This window comes from Pseudoalteromonas phenolica (genome assembly GCF_005876835.1).
Classification (GTDB): Bacteria; Pseudomonadota; Gammaproteobacteria; order Enterobacterales; family Alteromonadaceae; genus Pseudoalteromonas; species Pseudoalteromonas phenolica_B.
In genome coordinates, this window is record NZ_PPSW01000031.1 from 1 (window position 1) to 21,853 (window position 21,853).

General features: G+C 42.3%; 17 protein-coding genes. 15 read left to right on the plus strand and 2 right to left on the minus strand.

What is annotated here, in order from left to right; translation table 11 throughout:
* The first annotated feature begins 256 nt into the window (after window positions 1–256).
* The 15 genes from rimP to C1E24_RS17810 all read left to right on the plus strand — a co-directional run bounded on the left by rimP (window position 257) and on the right by C1E24_RS17810 (window position 17,258).
* Window positions 257–712 (plus strand): ribosome maturation factor RimP, encoded by a 456-nt coding sequence (gene rimP, locus C1E24_RS17740; protein WP_138483778.1) that lies wholly within the window; start codon window positions 257–259, stop codon window positions 710–712.
* A gap of 38 nt (window positions 713–750) precedes the next feature.
* The gene (gene nusA / locus C1E24_RS17745; protein WP_138483780.1) at window positions 751–2,253 is read left to right on the plus strand and encodes a transcription termination factor NusA; all 1,503 of its coding nucleotides are present in this window, start codon (window positions 751–753) and stop codon (window positions 2,251–2,253) included.
* Between the two features lie 27 nt (window positions 2,254–2,280).
* The gene (gene infB, locus C1E24_RS17750; RefSeq protein ID WP_138483782.1) at window positions 2,281–4,932 is read left to right on the plus strand and encodes a translation initiation factor IF-2; all 2,652 of its coding nucleotides are present in this window, start codon (window positions 2,281–2,283) and stop codon (window positions 4,930–4,932) included.
* 114 nt (window positions 4,933–5,046) lie between these two features.
* Window positions 5,047–5,439, plus strand: a complete 393-nt coding sequence (rbfA, locus tag C1E24_RS17755; protein WP_058029279.1) for a 30S ribosome-binding factor RbfA — start codon at window positions 5,047–5,049, stop codon at window positions 5,437–5,439.
* A gap of 5 nt (window positions 5,440–5,444) precedes the next feature.
* Complete coding sequence (gene truB / locus C1E24_RS17760) at window positions 5,445–6,383, plus strand: tRNA pseudouridine(55) synthase TruB (RefSeq protein ID WP_138483784.1); 939 nt, start codon at window positions 5,445–5,447, stop codon at window positions 6,381–6,383.
* A gap of 104 nt (window positions 6,384–6,487) precedes the next feature.
* Window positions 6,488–6,757 (plus strand): 30S ribosomal protein S15, encoded by a 270-nt coding sequence (rpsO, locus tag C1E24_RS17765; RefSeq protein WP_010385052.1) that lies wholly within the window; start codon window positions 6,488–6,490, stop codon window positions 6,755–6,757.
* A 223-nt stretch (window positions 6,758–6,980) separates the two neighbouring features.
* Complete coding sequence (gene pnp / locus C1E24_RS17770; RefSeq protein ID WP_138483787.1) at window positions 6,981–9,107, plus strand: polyribonucleotide nucleotidyltransferase; 2,127 nt, start codon at window positions 6,981–6,983, stop codon at window positions 9,105–9,107.
* A gap of 133 nt (window positions 9,108–9,240) precedes the next feature.
* Complete coding sequence (gene nlpI, locus C1E24_RS17775) at window positions 9,241–10,122, plus strand: lipoprotein NlpI (protein ID WP_138483788.1); 882 nt, start codon at window positions 9,241–9,243, stop codon at window positions 10,120–10,122.
* Entirely contained in the window at window positions 10,100–11,236 is a 1,137-nt protein-coding gene (locus tag C1E24_RS17780; RefSeq protein ID WP_138483790.1) for a hypothetical protein, read from the plus strand. Before nlpI ends, C1E24_RS17780 begins: the two co-directional genes overlap by 23 nt.
* 229 nt (window positions 11,237–11,465) lie before the next feature.
* Complete coding sequence (locus tag C1E24_RS17785; protein ID WP_138483792.1) at window positions 11,466–14,258, plus strand: monovalent cation/H+ antiporter subunit A; 2,793 nt, start codon at window positions 11,466–11,468, stop codon at window positions 14,256–14,258.
* Entirely contained in the window at window positions 14,258–14,605 is a 348-nt protein-coding gene (locus C1E24_RS17790) for a Na+/H+ antiporter subunit C (protein ID WP_058029285.1), read from the plus strand. Before C1E24_RS17785 ends, C1E24_RS17790 begins: the two co-directional genes overlap by 1 nt.
* The gene (locus C1E24_RS17795) at window positions 14,602–16,119 is read left to right on the plus strand and encodes a monovalent cation/H+ antiporter subunit D (protein WP_138483794.1); all 1,518 of its coding nucleotides are present in this window, start codon (window positions 14,602–14,604) and stop codon (window positions 16,117–16,119) included. The genes C1E24_RS17790 and C1E24_RS17795 overlap by 4 nt, the downstream gene beginning before the upstream one ends.
* Window positions 16,119–16,655, plus strand: coding sequence for a Na+/H+ antiporter subunit E (locus C1E24_RS17800; protein WP_138483796.1), 537 nt, complete (start codon window positions 16,119–16,121; stop codon window positions 16,653–16,655). The genes C1E24_RS17795 and C1E24_RS17800 overlap by 1 nt, the downstream gene beginning before the upstream one ends.
* Window positions 16,649–16,918: a K+/H+ antiporter subunit F gene (locus tag C1E24_RS17805; protein ID WP_138483798.1), complete on the plus strand. Its 270-nt coding sequence runs from the start codon at window positions 16,649–16,651 to the stop codon at window positions 16,916–16,918. The genes C1E24_RS17800 and C1E24_RS17805 overlap by 7 nt, the downstream gene beginning before the upstream one ends.
* Window positions 16,919–16,925: 7 nt before the next feature.
* Window positions 16,926–17,258 (plus strand): Na+/H+ antiporter subunit G, encoded by a 333-nt coding sequence (locus tag C1E24_RS17810; RefSeq protein WP_058029289.1) that lies wholly within the window; start codon window positions 16,926–16,928, stop codon window positions 17,256–17,258.
* A gap of 129 nt (window positions 17,259–17,387) precedes the next feature.
* On the opposite strand, the gene C1E24_RS17815 is transcribed toward C1E24_RS17810, so the two are convergent.
* Together C1E24_RS17815 and C1E24_RS17820 are read right to left on the minus strand one after the other, a co-directional pair.
* Window positions 17,388–18,491, minus strand: a complete 1,104-nt coding sequence (locus C1E24_RS17815; protein WP_240722048.1) for an efflux RND transporter periplasmic adaptor subunit — start codon at window positions 18,489–18,491, stop codon at window positions 17,388–17,390.
* A gap of 12 nt (window positions 18,492–18,503) precedes the next feature.
* The gene (locus C1E24_RS17820) at window positions 18,504–21,623 is read right to left on the minus strand and encodes an efflux RND transporter permease subunit (RefSeq protein WP_138483800.1); all 3,120 of its coding nucleotides are present in this window, start codon (window positions 21,621–21,623) and stop codon (window positions 18,504–18,506) included.
* Window positions 21,624–21,853: the final 230 nt, after the last annotated feature.

A 21,853-nucleotide genomic window follows, 5' to 3' on the forward strand; every position in this document is an offset into this window, starting at 1 on the left:
CCGGCTCCCGCAACCAATTTTAGATAACATTTTTATGTTTTCTTACTCTGGTAGCGCGCATTCATTGTAATGCGCGTTTTGCGTTTATAGCGTTCGTATTTAGCGCTGACGTGACCAAGCTAGGCCTCAGGCCGCACAGTTTTGTATTTAGTGTGACGCCCCGCTTGGTCCGGGGCGTTGTTGTATCTAAAGCTTGCTAAAGATACATGATTACTCAGGGCATTTTGCCCTTTTTTTGTTTGTATGGAGGATATTTGTGTCAAAAATCGAGCTAGAATTAACAGCTATGCTAGAGCCTGCTGTTGAAGCATTGGGATTCGAACTTTTGGGTCTAGAGTTTGTGCAAGCCGGTAGACACTCAACTCTACGTGTTTACATCGAACATGAGAATGGCATCACGGTTGATAATTGTGCTGATGTGAGTCGCCAAGTGAGCGCGATTTTAGATGTTGAAGATCCGATTACAAATGAATACGACCTTGAAGTGTCTTCACCAGGTGTTGATAGACCATTATTCAAGCCTGCTCATTATGAGCATGCACAAGGTGAAGAATTAAGAGTTCGTACCAAGCTTCCTCAAGATGGAAGAAGAAATTTTAAAGGTGATTTAGTTGCAGTGTCTGGTGACATGATCACTCTCCAAATCGATGGGCAAGATCATATGATCATGCTTAGCAATATTGAACGTGCCAACATCATCGCAAAATTTTAATAATTAGAGCGAAGGACAAGGGCAAGCGAGGCATTATTATGGCAAAAGAAATACTTTTAGTAGCAGAAGCCGTTTCGAATGAAAAAGCGGTTCCTAGAGAAAAAATCTTTGAGGCGTTAGAATTTGCATTAGCAACGGCAACAAAGAAAAAGCATGAAGGTGAAATTGACGTACGCGTTTCAATTGACCGTAAAACGGGTGAATACGATACTTTCCGTCGCTGGATGGTGGTAAACCCGCAAGAAGATGGGTCGTTAGAAAACCCATTTTCTGAAATCACTTTTGAAGCTGCGCGTTTTGATGACGACAGTATTGAACTGGGTGACTTTGTTGAAGAACAAATTGAGTCAATTAAATTTGACCGTATTACTACGCAAATGGCCAAGCAAGTAATCGTACAAAAAGTACGTGAAGCAGAGCGAGCACTGGTAGTTGAAGCTTATAAAGACCAGCAAGGTGAGTTAGTAACCGGTGTGGTTAAGAAAGCAACGCGCGATGCAATTGTCATTGATTTAGGTAACAACGCAGAAGCTGTGATTTACCGTGAGGATATGTTACCACGCGAAAGCTTCCGCCCGGGTGACCGTGTTCGTGGTTTATTATATGAAGTTAAACCAGAAGCACGTGGCGCGCAATTATTTGTAACGCGTTCTAAGCCTGAGATGCTAATGGAATTATTCCGTATCGAAGTGCCTGAAATTGGTGAGGAAATGATTGAGCTTCGCGGTGCAGCTCGTGATCCTGGTTCACGTGCTAAAATTGCGGTTAAGTCAAATGATAAGCGCATTGATCCTGTGGGTGCATGTGTAGGTATGCGTGGTGCACGTGTACAAGCTGTTTCGACAGAACTTGGTGGCGAGCGTGTTGACATCGTTCTTTACGATGATAACCCAGCTCAGTTTGTTATCAATGCAATGGCACCAGCTGAAGTTGCATCAATTGTAATGGATGAAGATTCACGTTCGATGGATATCGCTGTAGAAGCTGATAACCTTGCGCAAGCAATTGGTCGTAACGGTCAAAATATCCGTTTAGCTAGTCAGTTAACGGGCTGGGAACTAAACGTAATGACAGTAGAAGATATGGAATCGAAGAACGCGGCTGAATCTGATAAACTGATCAACTTATTTACTGAAAACCTAGACATCGATGATGACTTTGCAACTTTACTTATAAACGAAGGTTTCTCTTCACTTGAAGAAGTTGCTTACGTGCCTGCGGCTGAGTTCTTAGAAATCGATGGTCTTGATGAAGATACAGTTGAAGAGCTACGCAATCGTGCAAAAGATGCACTAACAACAAGTGCTCTTAAAACTGAAGAAAGTCTTGAAGGCGCAGAGCCTGCTGAAGATTTACTTGCTCTAGAAGGGTTAGAGCGTCACCTTGCATTTGTAATGGCAAGTAAAGGTGTTGTAACGCTTGAAGATTTAGCAGAGCAAGGTATTGACGAATTAGTAGAGATTACTGAACTTTCAGAAGAACAAGCGGGTGAGCTTATCATGGCTGCACGTAATATCTGTTGGTTTGGTGAAGACGCATAAAATTTATTAACGGAGGTAACACACACTATGGCAGAAGTAAGTATTGAAAAACTGGCCGAAACTATTGATACATCTGTTGATAAACTGTTGCAGCAATTAAGTAATGCTGGGATCAGCAAAAGCAATGGTGATATGGTCACTGAAGCTGAAAAAGCACAATTACTTGATCATTTGAGCAAGCAGCATGGTGGTAAAGGTGCTGAAGGCCCAGAGCGTATGACATTACAGCGTAAAAGCAAAAGCACTTTAAGCGTGAAAGGTTCGACAGGTAAAGAGAAATCTGTACAAGTTGAAGTTCGTAAAAAGCGCACTTATGTCAAGAAGAGCGCCGTTGAACAGCAAAAAGAGCAAGAGCGTTTAGCGCAAGAGGAAGCTGCTCGTAAAGAAGCTGAGTTGAAAGCTCAGCAAGAAGCTGAACAAAAGGCGAAAGAAGAAGCAGAGCGTAAAGCAAAAGAGGAAGCTGAGCGTAAAGCTAAAGAAGAGGCAAAGCGTAAAGCTGATGCTGAACGTAAAGCCAAAGAACAGCAGAGCAAGCAAGTGGATACAGAACAGCAAGAGAAAGATCGTCTAGAGGCTGAAAGATTGCAGAAAGAAGCAGAAGAAGCAGCATTGAAAAAAGCTGAAGAAGAAGCAAAACGTCAAGCAGAAGAAGCTCGTCGTCTAGCGGAAGAAAACGAAGCGCGCTGGAAAAAGGAAGAAGAAGAGCGCAAGAAGCGCGAAGAAACAGCAGATCACCACATGACTACATCAACATATGCTCGTGAAGCAGAAGATGAGTCAGATGCGCGTGAAGAAAAGAGTGCACGTCGCAAGAAGAAGAAGAAAGGTCCAGCGAAAGCTGAAGCACCAGCAAGAGGCCGTAAAGGCAAGCTGAAGGCACCTACTTCTTTACAACATGGTTTCCAAAAGCCAGTTGCAGACGTAAAACAAGAAGTCCGCATCAGTGAAACAATCACAGTTGCTGAGCTTGCATCTCGCATGGCGGTTAAGGGCGTTGAAGTCGTTAAAACCATGATGAAGATGGGTGAAATGGTTACCATTAACCAAGTACTTGACCAAGAAACAGCACAAGTTGTTGCTGAAGAAATGGGTCACAAGGTTGTTCTTGTTAAAGAGAACGAGCTAGAAGAAAAAGTACTAAATGACCGTTGTGAAGGTTCTGCTGAATTACAATCACGTGCGCCAGTTGTAACAGTTATGGGTCACGTTGACCACGGTAAAACGTCAACACTTGATTATATTCGTTCTAAGAACGTGGTATCAGGTGAAGCGGGTGGTATTACACAGCATATCGGTGCTTACCACGTTGAAACTGAAAACGGCATGGTTACTTTCCTAGATACTCCAGGTCACGCAGCGTTTACTTCAATGCGTGCTCGTGGTGCGAAGGCAACTGATATTGTAATCCTAGTTGTTGCAGCTGATGATGGTGTAATGCCACAAACAATCGAAGCGGTACAGCACGCGAAAGCAGCAGAAGTACCTCTTATTGTAGCTGTAAACAAAATTGATAAAGAAACAGCTGATCCAGATCGTGTTAAGAACGAACTTTCTCAGCACGATGTAATTCCTGAAGATTGGGGCGGTGACGTCCAGTTTGTGCACATCTCAGCGAAAACAGGTCAAGGTGTTGACGATCTTCTTGAAGCAGTGCTAATGCAAGCAGAGTTACTTGAATTAACGGCTGTGCATGACGGTATGGCGTCAGGTGTTGTCATTGAATCTCGCCTAGATAAAGGCCGTGGTCCAGTTGCTTCTGTACTAGTTCAGTCAGGTACGCTTAAGCAAGGTGATATTGTTCTTTGTGGTCTTGAGTACGGCCGTGTTCGTGCAATGAAAGACGAAGATGGTAAAGACATCAAGCAAGCAGGCCCTTCAATTCCAGTTGAGATCTTAGGTCTTTCAGGTGTGCCAGCTGCAGGTGATGAAGCGACTGTTGTTAAAGATGAGCGTAAAGCGCGTGAAGTAGCACTTTATCGTCAAGGTAAATTCCGCGATGTTAAACTTGCTCGTCAACAGAAAGCGAAGCTTGAGAATATGTTCTCTAACATGACTGAGGGCGATGTGTCTGAAGTTAATGTGGTACTTAAAGCGGACGTTCAAGGTTCAGTTGAAGCGATTTCAGATGCACTAGTGAAGCTATCAACAGATGAAGTTAAAGTGAAGATTGTTGGTACTGGTGTTGGTGGTATTACTGAAACTGATGCAACACTTGCTGCAGCATCTAACGCGATTGTTGTAGGCTTCAACGTACGTGCTGACGCTTCTGCTCGTAAAGTGATTGAAGCTGAAAGCCTAGATTTGCGTTATTACAGTGTAATCTACCACTTAATCGACGAAGTTAAGCAAGCAATGTCTGGTATGCTAGCGCCAGAATTCAAGCAAGAAATCATTGGTCTTGCTGAAGTGCGCGATGTGTTTAAGTCACCTAAAATTGGCGCAATTGCCGGTTGTATGGTTACTGAAGGTGTTGTTAAACGTAACAATCCAATCCGTGTACTTCGTGATAACGTTGTTATTTACGAAGGTGAGCTTGAATCACTACGTCGCTTCAAAGATGACGTAAATGACGTTCGTAACGGTATGGAATGTGGTATCGGTGTAAAGAATTACAACGATGTACGCGTAGGCGACCAAATCGAAGTATTTGAGATTGTAGAGATCCAGCGTAGCCTGTAATCAACTGCTATACTGATTTACAAAATGGGGGCATTTATATGCCCCCATTCGTCTATTAGATAGATTAATAAAACTATTAATAAAATCAATGGTTTAAATTACAAGTAGGTGATAATGAGAGAATTTTCTCGTACTGACAGAGTTGCACAGCAAATTCAAAAAGAAATCGCTGTGATCTTACAAAGAGAAATTAAAGATCCGCGTTTAGGTTTTGTTACGGTCTCTGCCGTTGAAGTTTCAAGAGACCTTTCATACGCAAAAATTTTTGTTACTGTGTTAAACACCAGTGATGAAGACAAAACCAAACAGAGCGTACAAATACTGAATGATGCAACGGGTTATATTCGTTCTATTTTAGGTAAACGTATTCGCGCTCGTATCATGCCTGAGCTGAGATTTGTGGTTGATACATCTCTTCTTGAAGGTATGCGTATTTCTAACTTAGTTGACTCTGTGATCCGTGAAGACAATGCGAAGCGCGGCCCAGAGGAAGAAAGCGAAGAGTAATTAGCATGGCGAGACGATCTAAAGGTCGCCCGGTTGATGGCATTTTACTTCTTCATAAGCCCGAAGGCATTTCTTCAAATAAAGCACTACAGCGCGCGAAAGGTATTTATTTCGCGCAAAAAGCAGGTCACACAGGGGCACTAGACCCACTTGCAACAGGTATGCTACCAATTTGTTTTGGTGAAGCGACTAAGTTCAGCCAGTTTTTACTTGATACTGATAAAACGTACGTTGTTAGAGCAAAGCTAGGCGAGCGTACCACTACCTCCGACTCTGACGGTGAAGTAGTCGAAACACGTCCAGTTGCAGTGTCGCAAGAAGTGCTTGAAGAGCAAGTCGCTAGCTTTTTAGGTGAATCAGATCAGTACCCTTCAATGTACTCGGCGTTGAAATACGAAGGTAAGCCACTATATTTTTATGCAAGACAAGGTATCGAAGTGCCACGTAAATGTCGCAAGATCAATGTGTTCAGTTTAACACTCGACGAATATGACGCGGAAAATGAAGAAATTCAAATGACAGCGCACGTGTCTAAAGGCACATATATTCGCACTATTGTTGACGACTTAGGTGAAAAGCTTGGTTGTGGCGCACATGTGATTATGCTTCATCGCTCGAAAGTGGGGCATTATCCAAGTGATAAGATGCTGACACTAGAGCAACTTGAAGAAAAACTTAATCAGGCGAAAGCAGAAGATTTACCTACAAGTACGTATCTTGACGAATTGTTGTTACCCATGGATACCGCACTCGTTGATTTACCTTGTGTAGAGATTGATGAAGCGCAAGGTGTTGCATTTGGGCATGGTCAAACGGTAAGTTGTGGTGAGTTGCCAAACGGTCCCATTAAAGTCGTTGCCAATGGACAATTTGCCGGTGTGGGTGAGCGCAATGAACAAGGCTTACTTAAAGCAAAGCGTGCACTTTCAAGCCAACAAGATTAAATACTAGAGTTTAGGTGTGAATGTTGATAAACTACGCGCCGCTTCCCGCTTTGGCTGAATTAGTGATCGGCTAAAGCACAATTTAAATTTATTTTGGAGTTATTATGTCACTAAGCAACCAAGAAAAAGCAGAAATCGTAGCAAAATTCGCACGTGCAGAAGGCGACACTGGTTCACCAGAAGTACAAGTTGCACTTCTAACTGCTGACATCAACAAGCTACAAGGTCACTTCGCTAACCACAAGCATGATTTCCACTCACGTCGTGGTCTTCTTCGTAAAGTTAGCCAACGTCGTAACCTTCTAGACTACCTAAAAGGTAAGAGTGTTGAGCGTTATTCTGCACTAATCAAAGAGCTTGGCCTACGTCGCTAATCTTTTTGTTTGTGTTGGCTTTTTAGCCAATGATAAAAAAGGGGCCTAATCGCCCCTTTTTTTGTGGGTATTCTACAAGTATACTTACTCGCACTTGGCAATTATGTCGAGTGAACGCCGACGCGTTAGCCAATTGTAGTACTTAAGTAGATTTATTTAGTCTGTTTAAGACTGTAATTGGTGATTGTTGGCGTTTTATTTTGTTTTAAATAAGGAAAATATTGTGCAAGCAATTATTAAAGAATTTCAACTAGGTCAACATACAGTGACCCTAGAAACAGGTGCAATTGCACGTCAAGCTGACGGTGCAGTTCTAGCTAGCATCGGTGACACTTCAGTATTAGTGTCTGTTGTTGGTAAGCGTGAAGCAGCACCAGGTCAAGACTTCTTCCCACTAACAGTTAATTACCAAGAGCGTATGTACGCTGCAGGTCGTATTCCTGGTGGTTTCTTAAAGCGTGAAGGTCGTCCAAACGACGGTGAAACCTTGATCGCACGTCTAATTGACCGTCCAATTCGTCCACTTTTCCCAGACGGTTTCGTAAACGAAGTACAAGTTATCGCAACAGTTGTTTCTGTAAACCCTGACATCCAGCCTGATATGGTTGCGATGATTGGTACATCAGCGGCACTTGCTATTTCTGGTATTCCATTTAACGGTCCACTAGGTGCGGTTCGTGTTGGTTACACTGACGGTCAATACGTACTTAACCCAACACTGACTGAGCTTGAATCAAGCAAGCTAGACCTAGTTGTTGCTGGTACTGAAAACGCTGTACTAATGGTTGAATCAGAAGCTGAAGTACTGACAGAAGAAGAAATGCTAGGTGCGGTTGTTTATGGTCATGAACAAGCACAGGCTATCATCAAAGCTGTTGAAGAATTTAAAGCTGAAGCGGGTAAACCAGCTTGGGATTGGACAGCACCAGAAAAGAACGTAACACTGGCTGATAAAATCGCTGCAATAGCAGAAGAGAAAGTAGGTGCAGCTTACCTGATCACTGATAAAGTGGCGCGTAAAGAAGCGATTTCTGCTGCTAAAGCAGAAGTAATTGAAAAACTAACTGCTGAGCTTGCTGAAGATGAGTCTTTGGATGAGCAAGAAGTTGGTAAACTGTTTGGTTCTCTAGAGAAGAAAACAGTACGTGGTCGTATCATCGCAGGTGAAAAGCGCATCGATGGTCGTGAACCAGATATGGTTCGTGCACTAGACGTAATGACGGGTGTTCTTCCTCGTACGCATGGTTCTGCTATCTTCACACGTGGTGAAACTCAGGCGTTGGTTACTGCAACATTAGGTACTGAGCGTGATTCACAGTTAATTGACGACCTGACTGGTACTCAGAAGAACCACTTCATGTTGCACTACAACTTCCCTCCATTCTGTGTAGGTGAAACTGGTTTTGTAGGTTCGCCTAAGCGTCGTGAAATCGGTCACGGTAACCTAGCTAAGCGTGGTGTAGCTGCAGTGCTTCCTAAACTTGAAGAATTCCCATACTCAATCCGTGTAGTATCAGAAATCACTGAATCAAATGGTTCATCTTCAATGGCTTCTGTATGTGGTACGTCACTAGCGCTTATGAACGCGGGTGTACCAGTTAAAGCTTCTGTTGCGGGTATCGCAATGGGTCTAGTTAAAGAAGGCGACGACTTTGTTGTTCTTTCTGACATCTTAGGTGATGAAGATCACTTAGGCGACATGGACTTTAAAGTAGCAGGTACTAACGCGGGTGTTACTGCACTTCAGATGGATATCAAGATTGAAGGTATCACTAAAGAAATCATGCAGATCGCACTTAAGCAAGCAAAAGCTGCGCGTTTACACATCCTAGGTGTGATGGACCAAGCGATTGCGGCCCCTTCAGAAGAGCTTTCTGAATTTGCACCGCGTATCTACACAATGAGCATCCCACCGAAGAAGATTGCAGATGTGATCGGTAAAGGTGGCGCAACAATTCGTCAGCTTACTGAAGAGACTGGTACAACAATCGAAATCGAAGATGACGGTACAGTTAAGATTGCAGCAACAGATGGTCTAAGTGCAAAAGATGCTATCGCACGTATCGAAGCGCTTACTGCAGAGCTTGAAGTTGGTACGCTTTACAATGGTAAAGTTGTTCGTATCGTTGACTTTGGTGCATTCGTTAACGTACTTCCTGGTAAAGATGGTCTTGTACACATTTCTCAGATCAGTGAAGAGCGTGTAAATAACGTGTCTGATCACCTAACTGTAGGTCAAGAAGTTAAAGTTAAAGTACTTGAAGTTGACCGTCAGGGCCGTGTTCGTCTTAGCATCAAAGAAGCTGTTGAGAAAAAAGCAGACGCTGAGCAAGAAAAGTCAGCTGAATAATCTGTTTTCTCTCATGTAACAATGAAAAGGGGCTGTTAGGCCCCTTTTTTTATGTTTTAATGGCACTTATCGCTATTATGACTGTCAGCATATAAAGACAGTTCAGTTTGCTGATATCACATAAAGGAAGCCAATGAAGTTTAAATCATTTCTACTCGCATCAGTGGTCGCGATGACCTTAGCGGGTTGTCAAACAACCTCAGAGAAACAAACGGCTAAGTCGGTGGCTAATGTGCCTTTGGGTGTTCCATTAGCGCCAAATTATAGAAATGAAATTGAAATTGCTCGTTATTCGGAGCTGTTGCTCTCTCCTGAAATTAATAATGACCAAAAAGCAGAGCTGTTTCTGAGAAGGGGTCGACTCTATGACAGCGTTGGTTTATCAACCTTGGCACGTATTGACTTTAATCGTTCAGTGCAGCTAAAGCCCGATCTTGCTTCTGTGTATAATTTTCTAGGTATTCACCATACACTTGCGCAAGATTTCGGTAAGGCGTATGAAATGTTTGATGCAGTTTTAGAACTAGATGAAGACCATCAATACGCTTATCTTAATCGTGGTATAGCGCTTTATTATGGTGGTAGGCCAGAGCTTTCTAGCCAAGATTTAGAAGCATTTTTAGCACGCTCTCCAGCCGATGCTTATCGTGTTATGTGGTTATATTTAGCGCAAGCAAAAGTAGATGCCAGTGCCGCTTATGAACAACTGAAAGCCAATAGCCAAGCACTTAACCCAGATGAATGGTCTACTCAGCTTGTACAGCTTTACTTAGGTCAGCTAACTGAAACTCAGTTTTTAGCCCAAATCACAGAGGGTGTAGCAGGGCAGCAGCAATATGCAGAGCGACTCTGTGAAGCATATTTTTACTTAGCAAAGCTTTATCAAGCAAGAGGCAAAGAGGCTGTCGCGGTTGACTTCTTTAAGCTCGCGCTGGCTACAAATGTATTCGAATTTGTCGAGCATAAATATGCTCGATTAGAACTAGAGCTTTTTGCCGGTGTTAAAGCTGGCTAAGTATTTTTGGTCTTGTTTCTTTCTTGTGGTGATTAACAGCAGTGTTGATCACCCAAGGCTTGCGGATAAACTTTCACAAACTGACTTTTTAGAACGCTTTCCTCAAGCGTATTATTTTGTCGATATAAACCCATTCGACTTACCCGCCAGTACCCTAGAAAAACTCCGGTTCATAGATGAGCCTGAAGTGAATTTAGCTTGGCTATTCCATTTGGTTCGGGAGGGCGAGTTTCATAAAACAAGATTTCTCTGGCAGGCTTTGCCAACCAACATTCCAGAAACAAGATTGAATGAATTGGTTGATTTACTCGTTTTAAAGCAGCGCTGGGAAGAATTAACGACGTTGTCAAAGCGCCTTAAGCCAACAGAGCGGTTAGAGACAGTATTAGATGTTCAGCAAGGCATCGCACCTGACAAATTGAATAAGGCCCAATTAGACGGGCTATCTATCGCATTGTTACCTGAACAAGTCGCTTTTAATACAGAGTGTAAAAATAATGTATTGTTATTAGCCGATCGTTTTTCTGCATATCAACAATTAAATGCTCTGCGAGACAAATATTTGCAAAAGCCAGAGCCAGAGCAGAATAGCTTTTGTTTGAGTGAGGTTTATTATGTTGGCAATGCACTTATATGCGAAGAGGGTTTTAAGGGGTTTGCAATTTGTAACATGATGCGAGATTTACCTAAATCAGATTTTTTAATTGTCATGACAAAAAGTGGGCTAGCGAATGTGAGAGGGACACAGATGACGCTAACTATGACAAGTGATTACGACGTTCTAGTTCATGAATTAATGCACTTCAGTGGTTTCGAAGATGAGTATGCGATTTATGGCCAAAAAGCGCACTGGTTGTGTAATTCAAAAGGATTAAAAGCGCCAAATTTGTTTGTTGGTTTAGCTGAAAATGCGCCTCAAGGATGGGTAAAATCAGTGACCTGTCAAAATGGTAAACTTGACGCTTTTAAACCTGCTCTCAAATGGAGCAAGATGCAATTTCAAGAACTGCCTCTTTCGGAACAATATAGACAGCTTTGGCAAAAAAAAGTACAACAAGATTGGTTGATCGAGCAGCAAAAGCTGGCAAACAATGCACAAACTAATATTAATTAAGCTGTCTGCTTATATCTAATTTTATAATTTAATCTGAATTGTTTGTTAATTTCGTCTAGTATTTAACCAGCTAGAACTCAAAACTATAGACAACTCAAACACTAATAAGTATAAATTGTAACAGTTTTGCATGGAGAAAATGCACAATTAGATGCATAACTATCCATCACTATCAGTGTTTAGTTGCACTGTTTATCTCTGTGACAGCACAATAAAAAAGGTTAATTATATGACTTTGCTTTGGATACCTTTGTTATCCTTTTTTGGCAGTATTATTTCATCTTTAACGGGTAAGCTAACGCGTAACCAAACGACCGCTTTAACGCTAGTAATGCCTGCTATTGCCTTAATACTGGTCATTAACTCTGCTGCAGATGTATTTGCGGGCGAAGTACTGCGTGAAAGCATCAATTGGGTGCCTGCACTTGGTCTAGAGTTATCGTTCCGACTTGACGGGCTCTCACTATTATTTATTTTTATGATCTTAGGTATTGGCATGTTGGTTATCTTCTATGCCCGTTATTACCTGAGTGAAAAAGATTCTATGCCGAAATTATTCGCTTACCTGATGCTGTTCATGACGGCGATGTTAGGTATTGTAACGGCGAATAACGTGCTTCAACTGTGGCTATTCTGGGAGCTTACCAGTATTAGCTCATTCTTATTGATTAGCTATTGGTGGGATAAGTCAGAAGCACGTAAAGGTGCGCGTATGGCGCTAACTATCACTGGCGGTGGTGGCCTTGCCTTACTTGCTGGTCTGTTAATGTTGGGTCATATTGTCGGTAGCTATGATATCGATGTTATATTAGCAAGCCGTGAGCTTATTCAAGCACATGACTTATATGAAGCTACGCTAGTATTAGTATTATTGGGTGCATTTACCAAATCAGCGCAATTCCCATTTCACTTCTGGTTGCCACATGCGATGGCAGCTCCAACACCTGTCAGTGCTTACTTACATAGTGCAACTATGGTAAAAGCGGGTATTTTCTTACTTGCACGTTTTTATCCAGCACTTGCGGGCACAGAGTTGTGGTTTATTTTAGTTGGCCTTACTGGTTTAGCGACTTTGCTATTTGCAGCTTATGTAGCGCTTTTCAAACATGACCTAAAAGGTCTGCTAGCTTATTCTACGATCAGTCATTTAGGTTTAATTACCTTACTATTTGGTTTAGACACAGAGCTTGCAACTGTAGCTGCCATATTCCACATCATTAACCATGCGACTTTTAAAGCGTCATTATTTATGGCTGCTGGTATTATCGATCATGAGTCAGGTACGCGCGACATGCGTAAGCTCAATGGTATGTGGCGATTTATGCCTTATACCGCAACACTTGCTATGGTTGCTGCCGCGTCTATGGCAGGTGTACCGTTACTGAATGGTTTCTTATCAAAAGAGATGTTCTTTGCAGAGACCCTTCATCAACAATTATTAGGCTCAATGTCTTGGTTAGTTCCAGTGCTTGCAACCATCGCTGCAGCTTTCTCAGTGGCTTATTCAGCGCGATTTATTCATGATGTTTTCTTCAACGGCGATCCAATTGATTTACCTAAAGAGCCTCATGAAGCACCAAGATATATGCGTATTCCAATCGAGATACTTGTAGCCTTATGTTTAATTGTAGGGATGTTTCCGAATTTCATTGTTCATGACATTATTTATACGGCTGCTGATGCGGTACTTGCAGGGCAAGTGCCTGAGTATAAGATCTCTCTTTGGCATGGTTTTAACTTACCATTGCTTATGAGTGCGCTTGCCGTTGCCGGTGGTATTTTAATTTATACTCAGCGCAAGTATTTATTCCAATTCCAAGCATCACTACCACCAATGACAGGTAAAAAGATGTTTGATGGCTCAGTGTCTAAGTTAGTTAAATGGAGCCAAAATAAAATTGCTGCCGTTGAAAATGGCTCTTTGCAACGTTATTTAATGCTGATGTTTGTGATTGTTTTACTGGCAGCAGGTTGGCCTTTATTTGAAATGGCACAATTAGCGGGTAACAACCCTCTGACACCGGTAGATGTTCACAATGGTATTGGCGCAGGCTTATTAATGATAGCAGCGATAGCGACAGTAATTTGGCATCGCCAGCGCATGATCTCTCTACTTATGCTATCAGTTGTAGGCTTAATGGTATCAATTGCCTTTACACGCTTTTCAGCCCCTGATTTAGCATTAACCCAATTAACGGTAGAAGTAGTGACCATTATATTACTTATGCTGGCGCTATTTTTCTTACCGCAAAAGTCTCCTAAAGCTTCAAGCTCCGTGCGTGTTTTACGTGATTTAGGCATTGCCTCTACAATTGGTATCGTCGTTGGTAGTATTTGCTATGCGTTAATTACTCGTCCACTGACCAGTATTTCTGATTTCTTCTTAGCGAACGCGAAAACAGGCGGTGGTGGTACTAACGTGGTTAACGTGATATTGGTTGATTTCCGTGGTTTTGACACGCTCGGTGAGATTTGTGTACTCGGTATTGCTGCTTTGGGTATCTACAAGCTATTAGTAAACTTGCCGCTGTTTATGCCAGGCTCTGATAGTGAAGGGCGTCCTTGGGCGAAAGAGCGCTATCCGTTGTTGCTTGCAAGTATCTCACAGAGTCTACTACCTCTCGCGCTGTTAGTGTCTTTCTATATTTTCCTTCGCGGCCATAACTTACCAGGTGGCGGCTTCATTGCAGGTCTTATCACTGCGATTGCCTTTATTCTGCAGTACATTGCGCATGGTTCGAACTGGATAGCAGAGCGTTTAACCATCAACTACCGTAAAATTATTGCATCGGGTATCGCAATTGCTCTTGCAACAGGTGTAGGCAGTTGGTTATTTGGCCGTCCGTTCTTGAAAACATGGTTTGATTACTTTGACCTTCCTGTGATTGGCCAGATTGAGCTTGCCAGTGCCCTCGTATTTGATTTAGGGGTATATATCACGGTTGTTGGTGCAACTCTGATGATTTTAGCAAGTCTAGGTAAATTAACTGCCAATGCACCGAAAGAAGAGGTAAACATCTAATGGAAATATTATATGCATCTTGCGTGGGCCTGTTGGTCGCGTGTGGCGTGTTCTTGATTTTGCGCTCAAGAACTTTTCCTGTGGTATTAGGCCTAACTATGTTGTCTTACGCGGTGAATTTATTTTTATTCGCATCAGGTCGTTTAACGTTAAATAAAGCTGCTGTACTTGGATATAGTTCAGATTACGCAGATCCTTTACCACAAGCTTTAGTGTTAACTGCGATTGTAATTGGCTTTGCGATGACCGCATTTGTGGTGATTTTAGCAATCAGAGGCCGTGCAGATTTAGGTAATGACCATGTTAATGGTCAAGTTCCGACTAATAATAACAAGGGCAAAGCATGATCCAACATTTAACTTCTCTGCCTGTATTACTTCCTATGTTGGCAGGGGTTATTTTATTAATGCCACCTTGTGGTAAGAATAAGCAGATCCGTCGCTTTTCTTCAGTGGCACTCAGTTTTATCACCTTGCTTGCATCGGTGCTGCTGCTGGTACAAGTAAAAGAAATGGGCAGCACAACTTATGCGATAGGTGATTGGCAGGCACCGTTTGGTATTGTGTTGTTTGCTGATCCGCTTTCGACTTTATTGGTTTCTCTTACTTCTTTGCTTGGCCTGACTTGTGCATTGTATGCGTGTGCAGGTGATGACGAGAAGGGCAGCTTTTATCATCCTTTATTGCATTTCTTAGTGTTGGGTGTAAATGGCGCATTCTTAACGGGCGATGCGTTTAACTTATTTGTTTTCTTTGAAGTGTTATTGATTGCCTCTTATTCATTGTTAATGCATGGCGGCGATAAGCATAATACTCGAGCAGCGTTACAATACGTGATAATGAACTTGGTGGGCTCTGCCATTTTCTTAATTGCACTAGGCATTTTATATGGTGTACTTGGCACATTAAACATGGCTGATATGGCAAACAAAATCACAAACTTACAGGGTGATGATGTTTACCTTGCTAAAATTGGTGGCTTGTTACTACTTGTTGTATTTGCTCTAAAAGGCGCGCTTTTACCGCTTCATTTATGGTTGCCTAACACATATGCGACGGCCATGCCGGTCGTTGCAGCGCTGTTTGCAATTATGACTAAGGTGGGTGTTTACTCGATGATGCGAGTGTACACACTGATTTTTGGTGATGAAGCTGGTGAGTTAAGCCATATGGCCCAGAGTTGGCTGTGGTGGTTAGCCTTGGCAACTATTGTGATGGGCGCCATTGGAGTTTTGGCGAGTAAAGACATGCGCAAACTTGTTGCTAACTTAGTGATAGTATCTGTGGGTACCCTGGTTGCGCTTGTTGCTGTGCAAACAGAAGAGGCCAGTGCTGCAGCTATTTTTTATCTAGTTCATTCGACACTGGTTACGGCGGCATTATTCTTACTTGCCGATATGATAGGAATTCAACGTGGTAAAGTCGCTGATCGTATCACTATTGGTCGACCTGTCACCCAACCTATATTACTTGGCGGGGCGTTTGCTATCGCTGCTATTACGGTTATTGGTATGCCGCCGCTCTCAGGTTTTATTGGCAAAGTTTGGCTACTCAGAGCGACATTCGAGAGTGAATATGGCGCTATATTCTGGGGGCTTTATTTATTGGCTAGCTTGGCTTTATTAGTCGGTATTTCAAAGGCGGGCAGTACAGTGTTTTGGCATCACCAAAACAAAGGACAAGACAACGTTGAGCCAGTCAAGGCGCATAAATATCAGATATCTGCGCTGTTAATTGTATTACTTGGCTCACCATTAATGGTTATTTTTGCTGGTAATATGTCTGAGTATGCCATTGAAGCTGCAAAACAATTGCATGACTTCTCAGCGAACATATCTGTGGTACTTGGGGAGGCTAAATAATGCGTACAGAAGCAAAGTTTAAGTGGTTACCAACGCCTTTTAGAAGCTTACTACTCTTCAGTGTTTGGTTATTACTCAATAACAGCGTTTCAGCTGGGCATCTGATCTTAGGTGCCATTCTAGCGATTGTGATCCCATTGGCGACTAATCCGTTTAGGACAAAACAGCCGCTGATCTTACATCCCGGGCTGGCATTGAAACAATTATTGTTAGTGTTGTACGATATCATTACCGCAAATATTCAAGTTGCGCTTTTAATACTTGGTCCGACGAAGAAGCTAAATCCGGGCTTTGTTAAAGTGCCTTTAGATCTTGACCAAGCTATGCCGATTACGATTCTAGCCAGCACTGTATCATTGACTCCCGGCACAGTGAGTGCAGAGGTTTACCCATGGAAAGAGACATTGAAAGAAGGCGAAGAGCCTGAGCAGCGCTATTTGTTGATCCATGTATTGAATCTAAAAGACGAGCAAGAATTGATTAATACTATTAAACAGCGCTATGAAGCACCATTGAAGGAGATCTTTGAATGCTAGAGACAGTTATCCTAATTGTGTTTGCCATGATTGGCGTTTCGTTATTGTTGAATTTGTGGCGATTAGTGAAAGGCCCGTCAGTGCCAGATAGAATTTTGGCTTTAGATACCATGTACATTAATAGTATTGCTCTGATTATTTTATATGGTCTGAGCATGGGCACTGAGCTTTACTTTGAAGCAGCGCTGTTAATTGCAATGTTAGGTTTTGTTAGTACTGTTGCTATATGTAAGTATTTACTACGCGGCGATATAATAGAGTAGGTGAGCGATGGCTGAGTGGATTATTTCTATATTACTTTTAATTGGTGGCTCATTCGTGTTGGTTGGGTCAATTGGCCTTGTTAAAATGCCAGACTTCTTCATGCGTCTACATGGTCCGACAAAAGCAACAACACTGGGTATGGCTTGTTTGTTAACAGCAGCCATGGTGTTTTTTAGTCAATCTGAAGCGGGGATCAGTGTTAAAGAGATCTTGATTTCGATTTTTTTACTATTAACAGCACCTATTAGTGGTTATATGCTCATTAAATCGGCAATACACCACAAGCTTGATAGTATCGAGCGCACAAAAGGTAAAGATAACATTGAGGATGATGTTTGATTTAGCTGACTGTCTAACCTTTTGAACGAGTCATTTTAAATGGCTCTTTTAGGTGGATAAAGCTTAAAAAATGAGACAAGCGCGCTAAGAAAAGACTTAGCGGCTTGCTCATTGGGCTAGTAAACGTTTCTATAATGTAGGTTGGATTTCTACTTCTTGACCTTGAGCAAGGGTTTCAGCACCCCTTATCGCAATTCTGTCACCTACTTTTAAGGCACCTTTGTCTTTTGCTTTAATTGCAACTTGATCGCCTTGGCCTTTACCAACAATGACTGCTACATGCTCTGCGGTATTATCATCTTTAATTTTCACGATATGCACACCTTGTTGCCTAAGTATTAGAGCGTCTCTATTAACGATTAGTTCCTCAGTATTTGAGCTTAAAGGTACCACGACATCGACTAATTGCCCGGAAGCCCAGCTTTGTGTGTCATTTGCTAAAAGGTCTGCACGAACTTCAAAGGATTGCGCTCTTGGATCAGTAACTGGGATCACAGCGGTTACAGTTGCAAGTGCCTGTTTTGGGTCATCTAGTTGACCCGCGCTTAACTGTAATTCATTGCCTAAACTTAAGTATTTTAAATATTTAACTGGTACATACAAACGCACTTCAAGGTTGTTTATGTCAATTAAACTGACAAGCGGCTGAGCACGGTTTATTTCGCTACCAGCACGTTCATATCTTTCGTTCACTACACCACTAAATGGCGCTTTCAGTACTGCTCGGTTTAATTGGTCTTCAATGACTTTAAGTTCAATCTCAGCCAATTTAATATCAGTGAGGGTTAAGTCATGTTGATTCTGCGCTTGATCGACTTGTGTCGCTGCGGCGCTGTTACTTTTGGCCAATCGTTTTAATCGAGCAAGTTCCTGCTTTTGAAAGGTAAGATTAATTTTGGCTCTCTCTAACATGACCTCTTGTTTTGCCTTAGCGAGTTGTAGTGGCAACAAGTCAATCTTAGCGAGCATGTCATTTTTGTTGACCAACTGCCCTGGTGTGGCTACAAAGGTTAATCTGCCAGCTACACCAGACGTTAATGTAACATCTTGTTTTCCATAAAGAGTGCCGTGTACCGACAAATTACTGTGTAGTTTTGCCTGCTCTATTGTTTCAACTGCAACAGGCGAAGCCGCAAAACTCGATGCAGAAAATAAGCCGATACAAGATATTACCCCTAGGGCAAAACTGTTTGAAAGCATACTCGTGCGAATCTTAGAGAGGTTAAAAATCATCAGCAGTTTCCTTTATTGATTCGCAACTAAATTGAGTTGCGGCTTTTCTTTGTTAATGGGCTTCGGTGTTTTATATTTGCTTTTACCTAATAGTAATAAGCTAGGCATTAATACCAGTGTAAAAAGAGCGCTGATAGCCATCCCCCCAACAATTACGGTTGCTAAACCGCGGTATATCTCTGAGCCGACACCTGGTACTAGCATCAGTGGCAACATGCCGAATAAACTGGTTAGCGTACTTAAGTAAACTGGGCGAGCACGTAATAATACGGCTTGCCTCACAGCATCTTCTCTTTGCATCCCGTCTCGTTCAGAGCTACGAGTTTGGTCAACTAATAAGATGGCATTATTGACGACTAACCCGAGCAGAATGATAAAACCAATCATGGTTAAAAGATCGAGTGATTGAAAGGTAAATAGGTTTAGTACATACAGAGCAATAACCCCGCCTGCTAACGCCAAAGGCATGATCAATAGAACAAGGAAGCTATCTTTTGCTGATTTAAATAATGCAGTCATCAATAAAAATAAGATAAATAAGGCTAAGGAAAAATTGATGGTCATTTCCTCAATTGCTGAATTCATCTTCTGCGCATTACCAGCCAAGATTACACTCGTTGAAGCAGAAACCGCAGCTTGTACTTTTGGCAGCACTTGTGAATTAAGGCGTGCTTGTGCTTCTTGTAAACTCATCTGAGGCGGCGGAGTGACCATGACGGTGACTGTGCGCTTGCCATTTACACGTCTTAATTGTGTTGGCCCTACGGTTCGTTCAACACGGGCAAGTTCACCGAGTGTTTGTGTGCCAGCCAGAGGTGTAATGATAGGCATCTCTTTAAGCTCTTCTGGTGATTGCCAGGGTTTTGCACGCAAGATGACGTTCATACGTTCGTTACCATCGAAGTACTCATTAATAAATAATCCCCCAGTGAATGCTTGCACAGCTTGTGCAACGTCACTGCGTGTTAGACCCGCTTGAGTGATCCGTCTGTCATCAGGGTGAAGCCTTAATTCCGGTTCGGCCATATCTAAACGCGGCATAGGCTGCGCTGAAGCGTTAGGTATAGCTTCTCGTGTTGCTTGCAAAGCGACTCTTGCACCTGCGATCAAATCATCAATGTTTGGGCCAGATAAATCGATATTTATTACTCGACCATCTCCACCATTGTTGACTCGGATCATCGAGCCTCTTGTTAGAAAAACACGTGTATCAGGCAAATCATGGAATATCTCTTCACGTGCGACTTTCATAAGTTCTTCTACTCGGGTTGGATCTTCCGAGTAAATAAACCCACCGGCATTTGAACCGAAGACATAAAAATTAAAGTCTTTTATTTTCGGCGACTTTTCGCCTTCGTAATACGGCATCACACGCTTTTTAACTCGTGATGCAATTTCGGCTTCCATAAATTGGATATTTCCACCTGGCGGTGTCAGCAAGGTATAAAAGAAACCGTCGGTAGGGGCACGAGGCATAAAATCTGTTTGAGGTAATAAAACATAGGTAATAAATACAGAGCCACCTAACAAAGAGGCTATCCAACTAAGTTGTTTAACCCTGCTATTGGTTAATTTAACAACGAAATGGGTGACTTTATGCCAATAGGCTTGATATGGGTCAGATTTAATCTTTGTATCCGGCCAAAGCTTATTTGCGACAGGAATAAGCGTCATGGCACAGATAAGTGACGAGATAACAGCGATAGATAAAGTCAAAGCGAGATCTGAAAATAGCTGACCCTCAATACCCGCCATAAACATGATAGGTAAAAAAATAGCGACACTGGTTGCAGTGGAAGCAAATAAAGCCCCCCCAACTTGCGTGGCTCCTTTCAAAGTTGCTTTGCTTGCAGCCATGCCCGAGGCAGTTAGTCTAGCTATGTTTTCTTGCACGATAATTGCAGCATCAAGTACCAAGCCTACGGCAAATGCCAGACCTGCTAATGACACAACATTCAAACTTCGCTCAAATAGGTTAAGCGCTAAAAATGCAACCATCAGTGAAACAGGGATGGTTGCTGCGATGATCAGAGTGGGTTTTAGTCCTCTAAAAAACAGCCAGAGAATACCGCAAGCCAGTAATACCCCTAAGCCTAAATTACCTTTTACCAGCTGTAATGCATTTCTGATATGCACTGATGAATCGAAGCTTAGTTCAATGGCAAGACCAGCTTCTTTTAAAGCGCCTTCATTTAGTTCTTTAATGGCATGGTTTATTTCGTCTAATACAGCAACAGTATTGGCGTCATTTGCTCTTGAAATTGTGATGTAATAAGCTGGTTTACCATTTCTTAATGTCATAGAGCGGCGATCAGTCACTGTATCTTCGACACTGGCGATATCGCCTAAATAAATGGGTCGTTCACCCACATAGCCCACTCGTAGTTCAGCTAAGTTGTCGACATTGTATTTTCCGGTGAATCGCACTGTGTATTGTCGACGTCCGACATCAGCCAAGCCGCCAGAGCTATCATTGGCTGTCGATAATGTACGACGAATTTGCGCAAGGCTGATACCAAATGCCGCTGCTTTTTGCGGATCGAATGTTACGCGCAGTTCACGAGGTCGTTCACTGTTCATATTGACACGAGAAATTCCTGGGATCCGCGCAAGCCTAGGTTCAATAATGTCTTCAATTTGCTTTTGATATTGCGCCATATCAAGTTGCTCAGAGTCAAAGCTTAAAGGCACAACTAATAAACTTGCTGCTGTTGGACCTCCTGAGCCAGGACCACCATTTCCTCCGGCAGTAACCATAGGGTCCATCGCATCTAAAGGAAGAGGGGGGGCTTGGTTTAAACTAGTTAGCACATCCAACATGGCTTGTTGCATATCAGCGCCAACAGCAAAAGTCAGATTTATAGCACCGCCACCTTGGTTGATATTGGTATTTACCTCGAGTGCGCCAGGTGTATGTTTTACGGCATTTTCTAAAGGTTCGATGATCATGGATTCAATTTCTTCAGGGGCTGCTTGTCGCCAACCAGAAAAAATAGTGATCTGAGGTTGTTCAATTTCAGGAGTGAGCTGAATGGGTAACTTAAAAATGCTGATGATGCCAAATAAAATGATTAAAGTAAGAATGACAAGGACCGCAGCCGGGTTCTTTAAAGAGGAACGGGTTAAGTTCATGGTAATGTCCAAAGGCACCAAAAGTAATCAGCTATAACATTGTGGCGCAGATATGGATAATTTAGCAAAGATAAAAAATCCGGATTTCGTTGAATCTCCCTAGAAGTCAGTTAAACCGTAGGTTTCGTAATATCTTGTAACGTTTTGAAAAAACTTATTCATGAAATTTGCTTAAGAATTTTTGATTTGAAGCAAGCATTCGGCTTTTCAGACTTTTAAATTTATATGAT